Consider the following 20080-nt stretch of genomic DNA (forward strand, 5'->3'; position numbering starts at 1 on the left):
CACGGGCGCTCCATGAGCACGCACTGTAACGCTTATTTTCCTTTTTGGACCCATTATATCGTTTCCGGAGTATGAATGCAAGAAAAAACGCCCATCAGGGTCAGGACATTTTCCCGATCTGACGGACGCATAAAAAAATGCATCTGATAGGAATCGAACCTACGCACGCGGCTCCGGAGGCCACTGCTCTATCCACTGAGCTACAGATGCATCTCTAATAGTATACAATAATTTTTTGATTCATGCAAGGGGATGAGAATTATTTTTTTGTATATTTTTTCACTCAATTTTTCTAAACTAAGGATGCATGCGTCCTGGCACCTTCCGGAGTCCCGCGCGGTCGCTTACGATGATCTGCATCTTCGCATGAATGCGCGGCAGTTCCAGGTGCACTGCTTTTCCATTTCCCGGCTGCCGCGCTTTTCATATTTTTAATGCTTTCTTGAAAACAGATAGTAGGACGGAGTACGGTTTGCGCAGTCCTCTGCAAGAACTTTCAGGCTGCAGTAAACAAAGCCATCTACGGCTCTCGCTTTTCCATCCCTGCCCGGCTCCTCATATTTTCCTTCTTTATAGGACGGATCCAGAATGCACGCCTCATTGTCATCGGCCGATACAACGAGGATGTAATGTCCTCCATGAGTGAACACCCCGGTATACCCTTCCCGGTCTCCGCCGGAATTTGCGATGGCGAGTCCGCCTTTTGCCAGGTGCGCCTTCAGTTCATTCAGATCACTCGTTTCCCCATAATTCAGGTTAAACCTTTCCGCAACGACGGGGCCCAGGATCTTCAGGCTCGTTCCGATCTCACGGTTCGCGCCAACCTCATTGGATAATTTCAGGCAGTCTGTGAGTTCATAGGTTGACAGAGTCAGCGCATCCACCATCATGCACAGACAGCTCGGTCCGCAGCCTGCTGCAGCCACATTCCGCTTCTCCTCCGGCACTCCGCCGTGGTCCAAATTATGTTCATAGGGGATATCTCTGTGTTCTAACTGATTGATATATTTCATTACAACTGCTCCTTCCGATTGCCGCATGTACCATGCTTTTGATTTTCCTATCGTACCACCGGAATCTTAAAACAACAAGATATATTTTTATTTCCCGGCTGATGTCCGAGCCTTTTGCAGATGATCACCGATTTTCCCCATATTCCTTCGCGCCTCATTGATTTTTCTTCCCGATTCTGCTACAATGGCATGGAACTTTTTGATAAAGATGCCAGACAGGAGATAGAGAAATGAATGTAACAGATTTTAACTTTGAACTGCCGCCGGAACTGATCGCGCAGGATCCGCTTGAGGACCGTTCTGCTTCCCGGCTGCTTGTATTAGATAAAAAGACCGGAGAAATGGAACACCGTCATTTCCGCGATATTCTGCATTACCTGAAAAAGGGCGACTGCCTTGTTATCAACGATACAAAAGTTATCCCGGCGCGTCTCATGGGACATAAGGTCGGAACAGATGCCGGAATCGAAGTTCTTCTTTTAAAGAGAAAATCCGACAATGTCTGGGAAACTCTTGTAAAGCCGGGTAAAAAGATGAAGGTCGGCGCAGAAGTATCCTTCGGTGACGGACTTTTAAAAGGAAAAGTCATCGATGTCGTCGATGAAGGAAACCGCCTGATCCAGTTTGAATATGACGGGATCTTCGAGGAGATTCTTGACAAGCTTGGCCAGATGCCGCTGCCCCCGTACATCACGCACCAGTTAAAAGATAAGAACCGCTATCAGACTGTATACGCGAAACATGAGGGCTCTGCAGCTGCCCCGACAGCCGGTCTGCATTTCACAAAGGAGCTTTTGCAGGAGATCGAGGACATGGGAGTTAAGATCGCTCATGTAACACTTCACGTAGGTCTCGGAACCTTCCGCCCGGTAAAGGTCGATACCATCGAAGATCATCACATGCACTCTGAATTCTATATCGTAGAGGAGTCCGAGGCAAAGAAGATCAACGATACCAAGGCAGACGGCGGACGCGTGATCTGTGTCGGAACTACGAGCTGCCGTACCCTGGAATCTGCAACCGGCGATGACGGGATCCTGAAAGCCGGAAGCGGCTGGACTGAGATCTTTATCTATCCGGGATACAAATTTAAGATTCTGGACTGCCTGATCACAAACTTCCATCTCCCGGAATCCACTCTCGTAATGCTCGTATCCGCACTTGCCGGACGGGAACACATTCTGAACGCATATCAGGAAGCAATCCGTGAAAAATATCGGTTCTTCAGTTTTGGAGATGCGATGTTTATTCATTGACCAATGATGTCAAAGATCCCTGTGTGACTTTCCGATCACACAGGGATCTTTTGGGGTTACAGCAACCTTTTTTGTTCTCCGGAAAATTTTCCTGCTCTCCTGCTGCAGGGCACCCGGCTCTGTCAGAGCACATCCTTTTTCCAGAGAATCCAGAATAACGATCAATCCAACGGAAATACCACAGTAAGCAGCATCTTGAAATCTTCTTTTGCAAACACTGCATGCGGTTTCTTCGCCGGCATAACGAGAACATCTCCGGCTTTGCAGATATGTTCCACACCGTCTACGGTGAACTGACCGACGCCTTCGATCACATGAACCATCGCATCGCCGGTAGAATCGTGCGTGCTGATCTCCTCACCTTTGGAGAACGCAAACAATGTCAGACTAACTGCCTTATTCTGGGCAAGTGTCTTGCTGACGATCTGTCCCGGTGCTGCTGTGATCTGAGAAGCAAGGTTTAAAACTTTTTCATGGTCGATATTTTTGATAAAAGCCATTTTTCTTTTTCCTTTCCGTCCGGATCTTACCATGATCCGTCTCTTAAACTGGATCAGTCTTGCCGGATTCCAGGGGCAAAGATCTTTCTGTGGGCAGACTTGCATCAGAGTTCTGACTTTTGCCCCCTGGGATTATATTATTGCTATTCTACCACGATATCTTCCTTTTGTATGTTGTAAATACAACATTTTTTCGTCCGAGTGTCAATTTCAGGGGGCAATTCTTGTGAATCATCACGATTGATTTTCGAACTGGATTTCGATAGAATACACCTATCCTTTTATTTACGCGAACAACGAGCCAAAGTCCGCGCTTACGCGAGACCTTGGCGACTGTCGCGATAACAAGTGAAAACTCGCGAAGCGTGTTTTCACTTGTTTTACATCCGTAACGGTCCAATCCTTTCCTTACAAAAATTTCCATCGGCAGCTTCTTCCCGATGTCTGGCCACCAACCTGTAAACTCCGGGACCAGCTTCATCCCCTGGATCCGTCCGGCTGGATCGTTACACACATTCTATTCTTACACGTCACAAATATCAAATCTATGAATCTGAAAACACATCAGGAGGTATTACAATGAACTACGAAGAATTCTGTGCTGCACTGCAGGAAGAGCTTTTTAACATGCTTGACACCGGCTATTCCATTCACCGGGAACACGTTCTGAAAAACAACGGGGTCGTCCTCGACTCCCTGGCTCTCTTAAAAGCAGGAAAACACTGCTCTCCCGTGATCTCCCTTGAGATGCTGTACGAACAGTTTGAAAAAGGACATTCTATGTCCGAGCTCTGCGATTACATGGTATCGATCACTGATACGGAACTTCCGCTCTCCGTGGCGGGTCTAACTTCCCTGAACCATTTTGAAGATTTCCGGGACCGGATCACCTGTCGTCTCGTCGCCCAGGATAAAAACGAGGAACTTTTAAAGACGATTCCCTGGATCCCCTGCCTTGATCTCGCGGTCATCTTCTCCCTGGTCATAGAATCTGAAGGGGAAACTCAGATCAGCTCCGTCATCACAAACGTGGTGTCCGCGTCCTGGAACTTGACGCCGGAAGATCTTTTTTCGCTTGCAGCGGAAAATACTCCCCGAATCTATCCGGCAAATTTCCGGCGCCTTGAGACAGTGATCGAGGAATACTTCCCCGGTTCCATCGATTTTGTTCCGGAAGACTGCCCGGTTCCGACGCTCTATGTCCTTACCAACTGTTCCGCTCACCACGGAGCCGCCTGCGTACTCTATCCGGACAAATTAAAAGACCTCGCGGATGCGTTTGGGAAAGATCTTCTCATCCTTCCCTCCAGCATCCACGAGGTCCTGATCATTGCTGATTCTGAAGCTTTTACGGAACGTGATTACCATGTCTTCTGCAATACGATCCGGAATGTCAACCGCGAGTCGATCCTGCCGGAAGACTTTCTCTCTGACCATCTGTACCGCTACCGCAGAGAAACCGACCGGATGGAGATCTACGCTGACAACTCCGAAGCTCTTTTGTAGATCCCGCCTGCCGCACACCTCCCACAAAGCTTCCAACGAGCCCACCGCCTAATTTCTTCTCGCATGACTTCCTTCATGATAGAGATGTACGAGATTTACGACAGAATCTGTAATAAAGATCGCCAGGGCGATCGCTCCTGCGGTATGAAGTGTTGAGATCAGGTAATGCGTGGAAAGCGCCTGATCTCCCTGGATCAGATAATATACAGTCCGGTAAATCCCTGCTCCCGGAACTGTCGGAAGGATTCCCGCGATCAGGAAAACCGTCACCGGAGCTTTCTTGATCCTTGCCAGGATATGACTTAAAAATGCCATTGCAAGGATTGAAAAAAACGTTGCCTGAAGAGTGGAATGTGTCAGGTTATTGATCACCAAATACGCCCACCAGGCGAAACCGCCGGAAAATGCGGCATATGGTAAAAATCGCTTTGGAGTTTCCGTCAGGATCGAGAACATCGCGATCGCCCAGAACGCACTGAATACCTGTATGATCATAAAAGTCCTCCTTCCAGACTGCGTGCAGCGACAAGTCCTGCTCCGACTCCAAATGCTACCGCAAGTCCCACAACGATCGCCTCGAGGATCCGCGCAGAACCGGCAGCATAATCGCCGTTCAATGTATCACGAATCGCCGTCGTAAACGTCACCCCGGGGACAAGAGGCATAACAGCGCTGACAATGATCGTATCAGAATTCAGCCCCGGATAGGAATGACAGACCGTCATGGCTGAAAATGCCAGCACAAAGGCGCCAAAGGCATTAAAACAGAAATCGTTGAATTTCAGCGCCTTTCCGATCCAGGCCGCGACCGCAAGGCAGACACCGACTACGATCGATGCCAGAAAGTCTCCAAAGGATCCGCCGAACATGGGGGCAAAAAACGCCGAAACCCCAACGTACCCCAGTCCCTGTGTCAGCCAGTCATACTGGATCGTCTTCGGTGACTGGATCTCACGCAGCTGTCTCAGCGCCTCCTCCACGGTGATCTTTCCCTCACAGAAATGGCGCGACACATCATTCACCAGACAGATCCGGTTGATACTTGTACACCGGTCCGCGACACGTTTGACCCGGGTCAGCGGTTCCTTATTCGGATCGCTTAACGTGACAAAGATTCCTGTTCCATATACGATCGTCTCCGTCTGCTCATACTCGGAGCGTTTCAACATATGGTTCATAGTATCTTCCACTCTGTAGATCTCCGCGCCGCTGACAAGCATGAGCTCACCTGCCAGCACCACGGCCTCAAGCAAAGTTTTTTCGTTCATCTGTTACCCCTTTTACCCCTTCAGATTCTTGTTCCGATCCACGGTCAGTAATTTCACAGAGTCTGACATATCAGCGCAAACCTGACCGTGATTTGTTGCACTGTTCTCTTTTCACCCACTTATTCTTCTAATGACTGCTTCCTTTGAGTGCTCGTCAGAAGATGGGAGCTTCTCAATATTTTTGCTCTGTCAAAGATCACAGACGGCTTCCGATCTGGAATACGACAAATGCCGCCATCCAGGCGAGTACCAGCTGGAATACGACCATCCCCAGGGTCCATTTCCAGGACTGTGTCTCACGTTTGATCGTGGCGATCGTGGCGATACACGGTGTATAGAGAAGGCAGAATACCATCAGTGCATACGCGTTGACAGCCGTGAATCCCGTTCCCCCAAGGATTCCGAAAAGTTCTGCCATTCCTGCTGCCGAGTTGATGTTTGTGATCCCGTAGAGTACGGACATACTTGAAACAACAACCTCCTTAGCGGAAATTCCTGAGATCAGCGCTACCGCGATCTGCCAGCTTCCGAGTCCGACCGGTTTTAATACCGGCACCAGGATCTGACCGAATTTTGCAGCAAAGCTGTCCGCAACGTTTGTGATGAATCCGGTCGGTCCCACATTCATGACAAACCATAAAATGATCGATGCGAGAAAGATCGTTGTTCCTGCCTTTGTCAGATAATCCTTTACTTTCTCCCAGACGTAGATCGCTACAGTTCTCAAGTTCGGGATCTTGTATTCCGGAAGCTCGATCAAAAGGGCATTTTCTGTCTTGCTGTCTGTCGTTTTATGTACGATCAGCGCAATGATGATCGCCATCGCAACTCCGACAAGGTACAGGGAATATGCCACTAACATCGCCGACTTCGGAAAAAACATATCAGCAAGGAGTACATAGATCGTCAGCCTTGCTGAACATGACATAAATGGCGTGATGAGGATCGTCTTTAAACGGTCTCTCTGGTTTTCCAACGCTCTTGTCGCCATGACTGCCGGAACCGTACAGCCAAATCCTAACAGCATCGGAAGGAACGCACGACCGGAAAGTCCGACCATTCCCATCGTCTCATTCATGACATATGCCACTCTCGCCATATATCCGCTGTCCTCAAGGAATGCAAGTGCGAGAAAAAGAATAAAAATATTCGGCAGAAATGTCAGGATTCCTCCGACTCCAGCAAGTGCACCATCAACAACAAGGGAGATCACCCAGTCGGAGGCACCCGCAGCCTGCAGCCCTGAAAGTACACTCGACGATAAAAGTTCCAGTCCCTGTTCAAAGTAACCTTTCAGGAAATCTCCGACGGTAAACGTCAGGAAAAATACAAGTGCCATGATCCCGAAAAATACCGGAATTCCAAGAACCGGATGCGTCAAAAGACGATCCACCCGATCCGTCATCTGTGATTTTTCTTCTTTGTTAAAGAGACATTCGTTGACAACCGATTCCACATAGTCATACTTTTCATTGATGATCTCTTTTTCCAGAGTTTCCGGAACGATACTCTCAAATTCGATCGGATGGTCCTTCATGACCTCCTTATCGTACTCGAGCATCTTGATCGCATGCCAGCGAAGGTTCGTCAGGTCCGGATATTTTTCACGGAGAAGATCCTCTACTCTCTGGATCCGGTCTTCGATCGTCCTGTCATAGTGAACGATCACCCCCTGCGGTCCTTCCTCATAATGATGTACCACTGCATGCATCAGAACATCGAGTCCTGTCCTCTTTCTCGCTGATACCGGAACGACCGGGATCGAGCCCAGCATCTCCGGGAGACGGTGAAGATCGATCTCCATTCCGCGCTCTTCGATGATATCCATCATGTTGAGTGCCAGAATTACTGGTTTCTTTAATTCCAGAAGCTGCAGCGTCAGATACAGATTTCGTTCCAGTGAGGACGCGTCAACGACGTTGATGATCACATCCACATCGTCCTCCTCGATACAGCGCCTTGTGACGAGTTCTTCCATTGTATAGGAAGTCAGGCTGTAGATACCCGGCGTATCGATCACATGGATCTTTCTGCCCTTATAGCTCGTCTCTCCTTCCACCCGCTCTACCGTAACGCCGGGCCAGTTTGCCACTTTTAATTTTGCACCGGTAAATGCATTGAACAAGGTTGTCTTTCCGCAGTTCGGGTTTCCCACAAAACAGACATTGATCGTTCTTTCTGTTCCACTCATGATGCCGCCTCCTCTTTAACTTCGATCCCGCCTGTGATCCGCCTTCCAAGCGCCAGACGGGTTCCGCGGACTTTGATGATCATCGTTCCGCTGTTTTTCTTGTTCATCACAAGAAGAGGAGTATTCTCATTTACACCCAGCGCCTCCAGACGCCGGTTGATCGCATCTTCCACATGAACCGATTCGACCAGGTACGTTGTGCCAATCTTTCCTTCATAAAGTTTCATCCTGTGTCCATCCTTCATTATCATAGTCGATAGCAGTCTTCCTGTCATCTGGAAATATTGTATTCTTATTGAGAATAATTGTCAATAATCGTATTCCGGTACATTCGTCCGCACGGTGCGGGCAAAGGCATGTGTGCACATATCAAAAAGACTGAGAGCTTCTGTCTCCCAGTCCTTTTTCCTTTTTTATAGCAGTCACATACCTTCGTCTGTAAAATCCTTCCACGGCATTTCCCCGGAATACAAAATATTTCTTCTTCCTGCTGTGCGTTCTAATGATCCTCCAGTTCCAGCAGCATCTGTTTCACTTCCTTCATCCGGTCACGCAGCTTAGCTGCTTCCTCAAAGTTCAGTTCCGCTGCCGCCTGGCGCATCTTCTTTGTAAGTTCCTTTACAAGTTTCTCCAGTTCCCTTGCATCCATAGACTCCGGATCTTTCTTAAATTCTTCCTCATTCGCGCTGACTGCCTTTGAGATCGCGATCAGATCACGGACTGCTTTTTTGATCGTCTGCGGGGTAATTCCATGTTCCTCATTGTACTTCTGCTGGATCTCCCGGCGGCGATTTGTCTCGTCGATGGCGGCCCGCATGGAATCTGTGATCGTATCTGCATACATGATGACATGACCTTCCGCGTTTCTGGCCGCACGCCCGATCGTCTGGATCAGGGATGTCTCTGAACGAAGAAATCCTTCTTTATCCGCATCCAGGATCGCAACAAGCGTGATCTCCGGGATATCGAGTCCCTCTCTGAGAAGGTTAATTCCAACAAGGACATCAAAGACGTCCAGACGCATATCCCGGATGATCTCCGCACGCTCCAGCGTATCAATATCCGAGTGCAGATATTTTACACGAATTCCGGCTTCCCTGATATAATCCGTCAGGTCCTCCGCCATACGCTTTGTGAGCGTCGTGATGAGAACTTTATTGTGCTTTTCCACTTCTTTATTGATCTCGCCCACCAGATCATCGATCTGTCCTTCCACCGGACGGACAGAGATTTCCGGGTCCAGAAGCCCTGTCGGGCGGATGATCTGCTCCGCACGCAGGAGTTCATGTTCCGCCTCATAAGTGGACGGCGTCGCCGACACGAACATCATCTGGTTGATATGTGTCTCAAACTCCTCAAAATTCAGCGGACGGTTATCAAGTGCGGACGGCAGACGGAAGCCATAATCCACCAGTGTCTTTTTTCGCGATCGGTCACCAAAATACATGCCGCGGACCTGCGGAAGCGTAATATGGGACTCGTCCACAATGATCAGAAAATCATCCGGAAAATAGTCGAGCAGCGTACACGGTGGCTGCCCCGGTGCGGAACCCACGAGATGGCGGGAATAGTTCTCGATCCCGGAGCAGAATCCAGTCTCCCTCATCATCTCCACGTCAAAGTTTGTCCGCTCAGCGATCCTCTGTGCCTCCAGAAGCTTATCCTCACTTTTAAAGAAGGTTACCTGCTCCTTCATCTCTGCAAGAATATTCTCAGTCGCACGCATCATCTTTTCCTTCGGAACGACATAGTGGGATGCCGGGAAGATCGCCACATGTTCCAACTGTGCCTTCACCTCTCCGGTCAGCGCCTCGATCTCTATGATCCGGTCCACCTCGTCCCCGAAGAACTCGATCCTGTACGCCTCACTTCCGGAGTATGCCGGAAATACTTCCAGCACATCTCCTCGCACACGGAAACTTCCTCGTTTAAAATCCATCTCATTTCTTGTATACTGGATATCGATCAGTTTGTGGATCACTTCATCTCTGTCTTTTTCCATTCCAGGGCGCAGCGAGATCACCATGTTCTTATAATCGATCGGGCTTCCCAGACCATAGATACACGATACCGAAGCTACAATGATCACATCATTCCGCTCAGAAAGGGCCGCTGTCGCAGAATGGCGCAGCTTATCGATCTCATCGTTGATCGCGGAGTCCTTTTCAATATAAGTATCCGTCGACGGCACATAGGCCTCCGGCTGATAGTAGTCGTAATAGGATACAAAGTATTCCACCGCATTATTTGGGAAAAACTCCTTCATCTCCGAATAAAGCTGTGCTGCCAGCGTCTTATTGTGCGCGATCACAAGTGTTGGTTTATTCAACTGCTGGATCACGTTCGCCATCGTAAATGTTTTACCGGATCCAGTCACACCGAGCAGTGTCTCAAACTGATTGCCTTCCCTGAAGCCTTTTACCAGCTGTTCGATTGCCTGCGGCTGGTCACCGGTCGGCTGATATTCTGATACAAGTTCAAAATGATCCATGGTTTCCTCCTGATTCGGTCTATTTCATCTTTTTTAGTTTCATGCTTCTTTCATATTATTCCGGTCTCGCATCCTGGAATTAAAAATATATTTAACTGCTTTTAAGTATACCATGTCTATATAGAAATGTACAGTTATTTTCGAACTTATGTTCTATTTTCCATTTGCTCCCGCTATCCTACGCCCCGCACGTATATTGCACGTAAAAAGGCGGTGTCCCCATTCTCCCTCTATCGGAAGTCGGAAACGCCGCCTTAGCGGTTCATATTATGGGAAACTGCTGTTTCTCATTTTTTAAATCAGTCGTCCAGCTCGTCCTCGCCTACAATCTCGTCGTACTCTTCAGTGTCGAGAAGTTCATCGAACGCATCAGCAACGATCTCGTACTCCTCGTCGCTCTCGATGTTCTGGATATCCGGAGTTCCATTGATCTCTGTGTAGCGGTATAAGTATACCTCGCCATCCTCAGCCTCATTTCCGTCTAACGGAAGAAGCGCGATATATTCCTTATCAGCCGCCTCAAAGATCGTAAGGACCACGCACTCTAACTCGGTTCCGTCATCCAGTGTCAGAGTCACGGTCATCTCCTCATCGTTTGCAGCATCCTGATTCATATTTTTGTCCTTTGCCATAAGCTCAAATTCCTCTCATTTCCGGCATCCTGCCGTTTCTTGCAGCGGTTCTTTTCTGTCACGGCTGCCATTTTTTATAGGATACCAGTAAACTGCCATAAAATCAATAGAAAGAATTGCTACTTTTAAAAAGAAGCGATCAGTACGTTACTGCACACGGTAGGAATTTTCTGAACTGAAAATTCCGTACAATACAGTTGTGACAGCAGATTTTGCCGATTCGGAATGCGAAGCATCGGCAAAATCCTGTTACAGTGCGCGGGCATGGAGTGCCCGTGTACTGTAACGTCAGTACTCAACTCCCCGTCTCGCCATGATCCCGCGGTCAAACGGATGCTTTCTCTTACAGATCTCCGAGACATAATCCGCTGCCGCGATCAGCTTCTCCGACGGATCTCTCCCAGTGAGAACGATCTCCAGCCCGTCCGTCTGATCTCTTCCGGGGCGGTTTTCAAGAAATTCCAGGACATCGCGTTCCGGAACCATCCCGTAATTTACAGCCGCCATGATCTCATCAAACACCACCAGATCCGCATGTTCCGCGAGTTTCACCGCTTCGCCAAACAGCTCTCTGTGGTATGCCGCACATTCCCTTTTCGTCTCTTCATCCATCGACCGGACAAAGCCAAATGTTTTCCGGCACGGGATCAGCGTAACCTCCGGGATTTTCTTTAAAATTTCCACTTCCCCGGAATTGTCCGTCTTTAAAAATCTCGCGATCACCACGCGTTTTCCGCATCCTGCCGCCCGGACGGCCAGTCCGACCGCCGCGCTCGTTTTTCCTTTTCCATCTCCGCAGTAAATATGAACAAGTCCCATGTTTCTCCTCGCTTTTTAAAACAGAGTGCAAAGTGCAGTAATTCCGTGAGGAATTTGTCAACTTGCGCTGACCAGAATTGCTCACCAGGTCCCACGTACATTCGACTTGATCACAGTCCTGCTTCCTCCACAAACCGGGAAACATCCGTCTTCCTGTGATACCGCTCCTTCACCGCCGCTACATGAAGCCGGTCCTTCGCACGTGTCAGGGCGACATAGAACAGCCGTCTCTCCTCCTCGATATCCGCCGGCAGACCCGCTTTATGGTGTGGAACGATCCCCTCATTCGCATCAACCACAAAGACGACCGGATATTCCAGTCCCTTTGCACTGTGCATCGTTGACAGAGTCACGCGGTCTTTCGTCTCCTCGCGCTCTTCCTGATTCTGCTTCTTTAATTCTTCCTCATACCGGGCCGCATGTTCCTTCCACTCCACAAAGGTTGCAAATTCCGCCGCGCTCTCCGCGAGCTTATCTGCCGTCTCGAAAAGTTCCTCCGGCTTCATTCGCCTGAATTCTGCATAGGACCGCAGATAGTCATCGTATCCGATCGCCTTCCGGATATAGTTGACTGCCGCCACAGGCTTTAACGGCGCCATTGCGCGAAGATCCGCCTCCAGGTCACAGATCCGCTCCTCCATCCAGTCCCTATCCTGGTAAAAGGATTTCAGGCGGTCAAAGGATACGATCGGCGTATCAAAGGCATCCCTGCTGAAATACCGGTTTGGCCGGTTCATGATCCTGTAAAAATCGGATCTTTTCCTGCTGCCCGCCGCGATCTCCATGTAGGCGAAGAGATCCTTCGCGATCCAGTGGCTGTAAAGATTCGGGATCACATCCCGCAGCTTAAACGGAATATTATAGCCCATCAGCCGCTCCGCCATCAGGCCGGAATTTGCCCCTGTTCGGAACAGTACCGCGATCTCGCTCCACTGATACCCGGCATCATGGTACGCGCGGATACTCTGCGCCACCGTGTCCATCTCATGTCCGGGATTATCGAAAACCCGGAAATCCACCGGACGTCCGGATCCCCGGAACGGCTCCAGCTTCTTCTCAAACCGGACCTTATTGTGCTCAATAAGGCGAAGAGAGGTCTCCACGATTTCCTTTGTAGACCTGTAATTCGTTCCCAGAAGCACCCGTTTTGTCCCCGGAAAATCCTTTTCAAAGCCGAGCATGATCTCCGGCTTCGCCCCGCGGAACCGGTAGATCGACTGGTCATCATCTCCGACGATAAAGAGATTGTTCTCCGGCAGTGCCAGCATCCGGACAACCTGATACTGAAGAAGGTTAATATCCTGGAACTCATCCACGAGAATATACTTAAACTTCTTCTGCCATGCTGCCAGGATGTCCTTCCGCTCCGTAAACAGCTCATGGCACATGACGAGCATATCGTCGAAGTCGATCTTTCCCGTCGTTTTCAGCATCTCATCATACCCGTCATAAAGCTTTTTAAACCACTCTTCCGGGCAGTTCTGGGAATAGTAGTACTTCAGATCCAGGCGCTCGCCTTTTACGTAGCTGATCTCATTGATGATGGAGGAGATAAATTCCGCCTCGTCCTCGACCTCCATCTCTGATTCATCGAGAAACTTCTTAAAATACTGGCGTTTTTCCTCCCCGCTGATCACATTTCCGGCAGGGAAACGGTACGCCCACTTTAAAATATGGTAAAAGACCGAGTGAAAGGTTCCAAAGCTCACACGGGAACCTGCCGCCTCCAGAGACGTCCCGCAGGCTTCGCGCCTCCGGGGACCAGGATCATCAGTTCCAAAAAAGGGCTTTTCCGCCCCCGTCCGGCTCCCGCCTGCTCTCTGCTCCGCCTGTTTCCGCTTTTCGTCTTCTTCCCTCGCCAGTCTCAGAAACCGTTCCTTCATCTCCGTGGCCGCCGCTTTTGTGAACGTAATGACAAGAATGCCGGAGGGGTCAACGCCCGCCTCCAGCAGTCTCTTGATTCTGTGTGTAATTACTGTCGTTTTTCCGGACCCCGGACCCGCGAGGACCATCATCGGTCCATCCCGGTGTTCCAGGGCCGTCATCTGTGCCTGATTAAAATCCATTATTCTGCTGCTTCCAGAAGTTCGATTCCCTTCTTAATACGAGCCAGAGACTCCTCTTTTCCGATGATCTCCATGATCTCAGTAGCGCCTGCCGGAGTCATCTGCTTTCCGGACACTGCGGTACGGATCGGCCACATTACGAAGCCTGTCTTTACGCCCTTATCGGCAACGTATTTGGAAAGAGCCTCAAAGAGAGCGTCATTGCTGAAGTCATCCTGCGCCTCAAGGATCGGAAGAACTTCCTTCAATGTCTCTAAGGAGTTCTCTTTTGTTGTCTTCATCTTCTTATGAACATACATATCTGCGCTGTATTCCGGCATTTCCTCGAAGAAATCGATCTGATCCGCGATATCGAGCAGAGTCTCAATTCTTGTCTTTACCATTCCGGCGATCTTCTTTAAATTCAGCGGTTTCTTGATCACAGCCTCAAGGTACGGTTTTGCGATCTCGAAGAACTTGTCATCATCCATCTTCTTGATGTACTCACCGTTCATCCAGCGGAGCTTTGTCATATCAAAGACAGCCGGAGACTTGCTCATATTGTGGTAATCGAACTCTTTTACAAGCTCCTCAAGTGTAAAGAACTCCTGGTTGTTTGCCGGAGACCATCCTAAAAGGGCAACGAAGTTTACGATCGCCTCTGTTAAGAATCCCTGCTCAAGAAGATCCTCAAAGGAGGAATGTCCGCTTCTCTTACTTAATTTCTTGTGCTCCTCGTTTGTGATGGTCGGGCAGTGTACATAGATCGGAACCTGCCAGCCAAATGCCTCGTAGAGACGGTTGTATTTCGGAGAGGAGGAAAGGTACTCATTTCCGCGGACAACGTGTGTGATCTTCATCAGATGGTCGTCCACAACGTTTGCGAAGTTGTAGGTCGGATATCCATCGGATTTGATGAGGACCATGTCGTCGAGTTCTGCGTTGTCTACTGTGATATCTCCGTAGATCTCGTCATGGAATGTGGTGGTTCCCTCTTTCGGGTTGTTCTGGCGGATAACGAACGGCATTCCCGCCTTTAAGTTTGCCTCTACCTCTTCTTTGGAGAGATGCAGGCAATGCTTATCGTAAACCATGATCTCCTCACCGTTTACGGTCTTCTTTAATGTATTTAAGCGCTCCTGGGTACAGAAGCAGTAGTAAGCCTCACCTTTTTCCACAAGTTTTTTCGCATATTCCATGTAGATCCCGGCTTTCTGACGTTCACTCTGAACGTACGGACCGTAGCCGCCGTCCTTATCCGGACCTTCGTCATGGACCAGGCCTGTCTCTGCCAGTGTGCGGTAGATAATGTCCTCGGCGCCCTCAACGTGGCGCTCCTGGTCTGTATCCTCGATACGGAGAATGAAATCTCCGCCCTCGTGCTTCGCGATCAGGTATGTGTAAAGAGCTGTTCTTAAATTACCTACATGCATCCGGCCGGTCGGGCTCGGCGCAAATCTTGTTCTTACTTTTTCCATAATCCATACTCCTGTTAATATATATTTATCCGCGGATAAGTCCGCAGACAGACATTCTTATCATTTCCATCCTCTACACCGTCATATCCAGCAGATGGCACGCCAGATTAAAGTACACCATCAGACTCACCGCATCCACGATCGTCGTGATCATCGGCGACGCCATGATCGCCGGGTCAAGTTTTAATACTTTCGCCCCGATCGGCAGCGTGCATCCGATCGTCTTCGCGACGATAACGGTACAGAAAAGACTCATCACAACCGTCAGACAGATCATCGTATTTCCCGGGTACTGGATCATCAGGCGGATAAAATTGACCACCGCCAGCACAAATCCGACGATCAGACCGACCCGTACTTCCTTCCACACGACTTTCAGGATATCCTTCGGCTCGATATCACCGACAGCCATACCACGGATGATCATCGTGCTGCTCTGGCTTCCGGAGTTTCCGCCGGTATCCATTAACATCGGGATAAAGCTCACGAGAAGCGGGATCGCCGCAAAGGCATTCTCGTATTTTACAAGGATCCCACCTGTGATCGTACTGGAAAGCATTAAGATCAGAAGCCACGGGATCCTGTTCTTCGCCAGCGTGAATACGCCCGTCTTTAAATACGGCTTTTCACTCGGCAGCATCGCCGCCATCTTCTCGAAGTCCTCGGTCGCCTCTTCCTCCATGACTTCCATGACATCGTCGACCGTGATGATCCCGACCAGACGGTCCTCACTGTCCACGACCGGCATGGAGAGAAGTCCGTACTTGTTCATCGTATCGGCCACAAGCTCCTGGTCATCGGTCGTCTTCGCTTTGATGACGTGCGTGTCCATGATATCGCCGACCTGGCGCTCATACGGCTGAAGGAGAAGGTCCTTTACCGTGATCACACCGTCCAACATCCTTTTTTCGTCCATCACATAGCAGGTGTAGATTGTCTCGGAATCTACTGCGTGATGGCGGATGTAGGCGAAACACTGCTCCACCGTCATGTTCTTTTTCAGTCCGATATACTCGGCTGTCATGATACTTCCGGCACTGTTCTCCGGATAGTTTAAGAACTGGTTGATGAGCTTTCTCGTCTCCGGCTTCGTGTTCTGTAAAACACGGCGGACCACCGTCGCCGGGAGTTCTTCCACCAGGTCAACGGCATCATCCACATAGAGCTCATCCACGATCTCGGAAAGCTCCTTATCTGTGATGCTGTTGATGATGTGGCTCTGCTTGTCCACCGGAAGCTCGGCAAATACCTCGGTCGCCAGCGCCTTCGGCAGCATCCGGAACACGATTACGGTGCGCTCAGAGTCCAGTTCTTCGATGAACGATGCGATATCCACCTCGTTCAGTTCCACAAGCTCTTCCTTCAGCAGGCGGTATTTTTTTTCCTCTGCCAGCTCCAGAAGATGCTCCATGTCAAATGTTTCATTTCCATCATTCGGCATTTTCTTTTCCCCCACAATCTGTTATTTCTGCCCGGAATTTCCGGCAAAGATTCATGCGATCATGGAGACAAAGCCATTGCATCCGGTAAATCCAAAGACACCGGTTACAACTGAACAGATTGATTTCGGCAACACACATAACAGCAGCCCCCGGTCATGCGTATTGCCACCGGTTCAGGGTGTGCGTCTGCCTCCATCGTATGACTTCGACCTTCCATTATGTGTTCACTTCCTTTCTCTGTCCTTTCCATTATAAGAAAATTTTACCCAATTGGCAACCTGTTACGCAATTTTTCGCACAAAAAAGGGTAAAAAAAGTCCCAGGAAACACCTGGTTCCCTGGGATTCTGAAACTTGTTTTTGCAGATTAAGCTCTGGAAAGGTACTCACCAGTACGTGTATCGATCTTAACGCGATCACCCTGGTTTACGAATAACGGAACGTTGATCTGAGCGCCTGTCTCAAGAGTAGCCGGCTTTGTTGCGCCTGTAGCTGTATCGCCCTTGAAGCCCGGCTCTGTATCTGTTACTTCAAGCTCTACGAATAACGGAGCCTCAACAGAGAATACCTTGCCGTTGTAGGAGCAGACTTTAACAGTCTCGTTCTCTTTTACGAACTTTAATGCATCGCCAACAACATCTGTGGATAATGCGATCTGCTCGTATGTGTTAACATCCATGAAGTTATAAAGGTCGCCGTCTGCATACAGATACTGCATGTCCACACGGTCGATTCTTGCTGCCGGGAATTTCTCGGTCGGACGGAAAGTTCTCTCAACAACACCGCCGTTGATCACGTTTTTTAATTTTGTTCTAACGAAAGCAGCGCCTTTACCCGGTTTTACATGCTGGAACTCTAAGATCTGTACGACCTGTCCATCAATTTCGAGTGTAACGCCATTTCTGAAATCACCTGCTGATACCATAAATGATAATCCTCCTTAAAACTGTTTCCAATTATTTTATTTCACATTTCACGCTAATAGCTGATTCTATCCTATTCTATACTATTCTACTGCGGTTTTCAACTATTTTTTGCAAAAATCCCCGGCTGTCTGCCCCATTTTTTTCAATCGTTTCCTGTAAAACGCGAGAACTATCACCTCGAGATAGCGTTTCAGGACGATCTGGATCTCCTCTTTGGGATTGATCGGCTTTACGAGGATCGAGTAGAGGCCTGTCCGGTTTGCGCCCCAGACATCCGTAAAAAGCTGATCCCCGACGAACAATGTCGTGTCGCGGTCTGTTTTCATCCGTTCCATGGCCCGCTCATATCCTTTTCTCGACGGTTTTCCGCCCTTAAAAATATAGGGACTCCCCACCTTGTCAGCGAACGGAGATACCCGCGGCTCTTTATTGTTGGAAAGGATGCAGGTCGAAAACCCGATCGCGCGGAGCCGCTCAAACAATTCGATCGCCCGCGCATCTGCCGGTGCACCGTGGGGAACCAGCGTGTTGTCCACATCAAAGATGATCCCGCGATATCCTCTCTCATAAAGTTTTTCGTATGGGATCTCATATGCACTGTCCACATAGTTTCCCGGATAAAATGTCTCAAACATACTGCTGCCCTGCGTTCGGCTTGAATTTTTCAGCCCTTTGCAGTTTTCTCCCCATCTCTTATTTATTGTTCAGGAACTTCGCGAGCTCCTCCATAAATGCGTTCACATCCTTAAACTCCCGGTAGACGGACGCGAAACGGACATAGGCAACCTCGTCCACCATCTTTAACTTTTTCATGACAAGCTCACCGATCGTCACGGACGGGATCTCCCGCTCCTCCATACTGAAGATCTGTTTTTCGATCTCATCGATCATCTTCGTGATCTGTTCCGAAGAGACCGGGCGCTTATGACAGGAAAGAAGGATTCCATTCTCGATCTTCTCCCGGTTGTACGGTTCTCTGGAGTCGTCTTTCTTGATGATCATAAGCGGCATTGTCTCTAATTTTTCATACGTCGTAAAACGTTTCCCGCACTCTTCGCACTGACGGCGGCGTCTGATCGAACTGTTGTCATCCGCCGGGCGCGAATCGATGACTTTTGTATCCTGTGCACCACAAAATGGACATTTCATGGGATTTCCTCCTTTGTGCGGCTGTCTGTTATATTCCGGTCACAGCCGCATTTTTATATCATATCTTATCATATAACAATCCTGTTCTGCAAGCCTGTACACTCATTATTTTTCAGGCACCCGGATAAACATGTTACAGTACACGGACACTCCATGCCCGCACACTGTAACAGGATTTTGCCGATGCTCCGCATTCCGAATCGGCAAAATCCGCGACTCCAACGGTATCATACGGAATTTTCGGTTCCGAAAATTCCCAACTAGGAAAAAAAGCGGATAAACTTCTCGCGCATCTTCTGCTGTGCCTCCAGTTTTTTGATCTTCTCCGTGCTCTTCGCAGGCACCCAGGCCTTGTTGGCATTGTAATAAAAATTGATCTGCTTCCAGTATTTCTCCGGATACCGGAACAGATAGTAAAGCACCTGCCGTTCCAGCTCCGTGATCGGCAGCACGCGCTCATACGTCTCCATGATCTGTCTCCCCAGGCGCTCATTCCAGTCATGTTTTTCCATGATCTTTCTGAGAAAATAGTACAGGTCCTCCATCTGCATACCCAGGTGCATCTGGTTGAATTCCGTCACTGCCGTATATCCGTTTCCGATCAGAATATGGTGGTAGTCCGGCTCCCCGTGGCAGACCGCATATCCGTTCATGATCTCCTCACCATGTTTTTCATACAGCCGTTCCATTCCCTGCTCCGCTTCCTCTGCCTGCACCGCGAAACACTCAAAATTCCTGATCACGCAGAGCTCAAACTCATTTTTCTTCCGCTTTCCCCGGATAAACGTTCTCGCCCTCCTGAGCTCCCGGTTATGGCGTCGCATCGCTTCAAAAAGCGGCGGCGAGACCATGGATCTCATATTCCATTCAGCCTGCCTCTTTACTTCGCGAAACTGCCGGTGCAGGAGCGCCAGCGCCCGGGCCGCCGAGAGGAGCTCCTTCTCATCTTTCAGATCACATTCCCGGTCCGCATACCATTGTTTCACAATATACCGGCTTCCATCCTCCGCCGAAGATAAAAGTTCTCCCTCGGAGTTTCTCACATACTGATCTGCCTTTACCGTCTCCATCCCGTCCAGAGACTGCAAAACCGCCTCCTCGAACTCCAGACGGTTCACGCTTCCCCGATATTCCTTTAAAAGCCGCAGCCCCTGATCCGTCTCCAGGATCCAGGACCCGCGTCCTCGCCGCAGTGTATTCACCTGAAATCCATACGTTTTCTCTGCCTCTTCTTTCCAGTCGATCACGATTTGATCCCCCCATATCCCGTTCTGACCTTTTCCAGCTTTCTGCACAAGATATGAGAAAACCATGGTGATTATTCCCACAAGCATACATCCGCAACAGCAAAAGACACCTGTCGGA

18 protein-coding genes and 1 tRNA gene are annotated in these 20080 nt (G+C 49.3%); 2 read left to right on the forward strand and 17 right to left on the reverse strand.

All coding sequences use genetic code 11. From position 1 onward, the window contains the following. Positions 1-138 precede the first annotated feature (138 nt). Both V2546_RS04070 and V2546_RS04075 read right to left on the reverse strand, forming a co-directional pair. Positions 139-210, reverse strand: a tRNA-Arg gene (locus V2546_RS04070). Between the two features lie 221 nt (positions 211-431). After that, positions 432-1013: a cysteine peptidase family C39 domain-containing protein gene (locus V2546_RS04075; RefSeq protein WP_117503506.1), complete on the reverse strand. Its 582-nt coding sequence runs from the start codon at positions 1011-1013 to the stop codon at positions 432-434. Between the two features lie 230 nt (positions 1014-1243). On the opposite strand from V2546_RS04075, the gene queA reads away from it, so the two are divergent. Then, a complete protein-coding gene (queA, locus tag V2546_RS04080; RefSeq protein ID WP_215703126.1) occupies positions 1244-2269 on the forward strand; it encodes a tRNA preQ1(34) S-adenosylmethionine ribosyltransferase-isomerase QueA in 1026 nt (341 codons plus the stop codon). Between the two features lie 161 nt (positions 2270-2430). On the opposite strand, the gene V2546_RS04085 is transcribed toward queA, so the two are convergent. After that, positions 2431-2769: a cupin domain-containing protein gene (locus V2546_RS04085; protein ID WP_118529594.1), complete on the reverse strand. Its 339-nt coding sequence runs from the start codon at positions 2767-2769 to the stop codon at positions 2431-2433. Between the two features lie 579 nt (positions 2770-3348). On the opposite strand from V2546_RS04085, the gene V2546_RS04090 reads away from it, so the two are divergent. Continuing rightward, positions 3349-4275, forward strand: a complete 927-nt coding sequence (locus V2546_RS04090) for a DUF5688 family protein (protein ID WP_329751606.1) — start codon at positions 3349-3351, stop codon at positions 4273-4275. Positions 4276-4323: 48 nt separating this feature from the next. Here the strand turns inward: V2546_RS04090 and V2546_RS04095 are convergent, their stop codons facing one another. The 14 genes from V2546_RS04095 to V2546_RS04160 form a co-directional block, all read right to left on the reverse strand. Further along, positions 4324-4770: a threonine/serine exporter family protein gene (locus V2546_RS04095; protein WP_118298788.1), complete on the reverse strand. Its 447-nt coding sequence runs from the start codon at positions 4768-4770 to the stop codon at positions 4324-4326. Next, complete coding sequence (locus V2546_RS04100; RefSeq protein ID WP_118529365.1) at positions 4767-5543, reverse strand: threonine/serine exporter family protein; 777 nt, start codon at positions 5541-5543, stop codon at positions 4767-4769. The genes V2546_RS04095 and V2546_RS04100 overlap by 4 nt, the downstream gene beginning before the upstream one ends. A gap of 196 nt (positions 5544-5739) precedes the next feature. After that, positions 5740-7734 (reverse strand): ferrous iron transport protein B, encoded by a 1995-nt coding sequence (feoB, locus tag V2546_RS04105; protein WP_329751607.1) that lies wholly within the window; start codon positions 7732-7734, stop codon positions 5740-5742. Next, entirely contained in the window at positions 7731-7961 is a 231-nt protein-coding gene (locus V2546_RS04110) for a FeoA family protein (protein WP_118298846.1), read from the reverse strand. Before V2546_RS04110 ends, feoB begins: the two co-directional genes overlap by 4 nt. 272 nt (positions 7962-8233) lie before the next feature. Then, on the reverse strand, positions 8234-10225 hold the full coding sequence (uvrB, locus tag V2546_RS04115) for an excinuclease ABC subunit UvrB (protein ID WP_329751608.1): 1992 nt from the start codon (positions 10223-10225) through the stop codon (positions 8234-8236). A 299-nt stretch (positions 10226-10524) separates the two neighbouring features. Next, complete coding sequence (locus V2546_RS04120) at positions 10525-10857, reverse strand: DUF1292 domain-containing protein (protein ID WP_118298792.1); 333 nt, start codon at positions 10855-10857, stop codon at positions 10525-10527. Positions 10858-11145: 288 nt separating this feature from the next. Next, positions 11146-11676 (reverse strand): cob(I)yrinic acid a,c-diamide adenosyltransferase, encoded by a 531-nt coding sequence (locus V2546_RS04125; RefSeq protein ID WP_118529362.1) that lies wholly within the window; start codon positions 11674-11676, stop codon positions 11146-11148. A gap of 110 nt (positions 11677-11786) precedes the next feature. Then, positions 11787-13742, reverse strand: a complete 1956-nt coding sequence (locus V2546_RS04130) for an ATP-dependent helicase (protein WP_329751610.1) — start codon at positions 13740-13742, stop codon at positions 11787-11789. Then, positions 13742-15199 (reverse strand): glutamate--tRNA ligase, encoded by a 1458-nt coding sequence (gltX, locus tag V2546_RS04135; RefSeq protein WP_118513876.1) that lies wholly within the window; start codon positions 15197-15199, stop codon positions 13742-13744. The genes V2546_RS04130 and gltX overlap by 1 nt, the downstream gene beginning before the upstream one ends. 73 nt (positions 15200-15272) lie before the next feature. Beyond that, positions 15273-16610: a magnesium transporter gene (mgtE, locus tag V2546_RS04140; protein ID WP_405580503.1), complete on the reverse strand. Its 1338-nt coding sequence runs from the start codon at positions 16608-16610 to the stop codon at positions 15273-15275. Positions 16611-17007: 397 nt separating this feature from the next. After that, positions 17008-17565 (reverse strand): elongation factor P, encoded by a 558-nt coding sequence (gene efp / locus V2546_RS04145; RefSeq protein ID WP_118298797.1) that lies wholly within the window; start codon positions 17563-17565, stop codon positions 17008-17010. Between the two features lie 102 nt (positions 17566-17667). Beyond that, positions 17668-18201, reverse strand: coding sequence for a YqeG family HAD IIIA-type phosphatase (locus V2546_RS04150; RefSeq protein ID WP_329751611.1), 534 nt, complete (start codon positions 18199-18201; stop codon positions 17668-17670). Positions 18202-18259: 58 nt separating this feature from the next. Beyond that, complete coding sequence (gene nrdR / locus V2546_RS04155; RefSeq protein WP_118298799.1) at positions 18260-18715, reverse strand: transcriptional regulator NrdR; 456 nt, start codon at positions 18713-18715, stop codon at positions 18260-18262. 260 nt (positions 18716-18975) lie between these two features. After that, a complete protein-coding gene (locus V2546_RS04160) occupies positions 18976-19962 on the reverse strand; it encodes a spore coat protein CotS (RefSeq protein ID WP_329751612.1) in 987 nt (328 codons plus the stop codon). Between the last annotated feature and the right edge of the window lie 118 nt (positions 19963-20080).

The organism is Clostridium sp. CM74B_53 (assembly GCF_036318045.1).
Lineage (GTDB): Bacteria > Bacillota > Clostridia > Lachnospirales > Lachnospiraceae > Pilosibacter.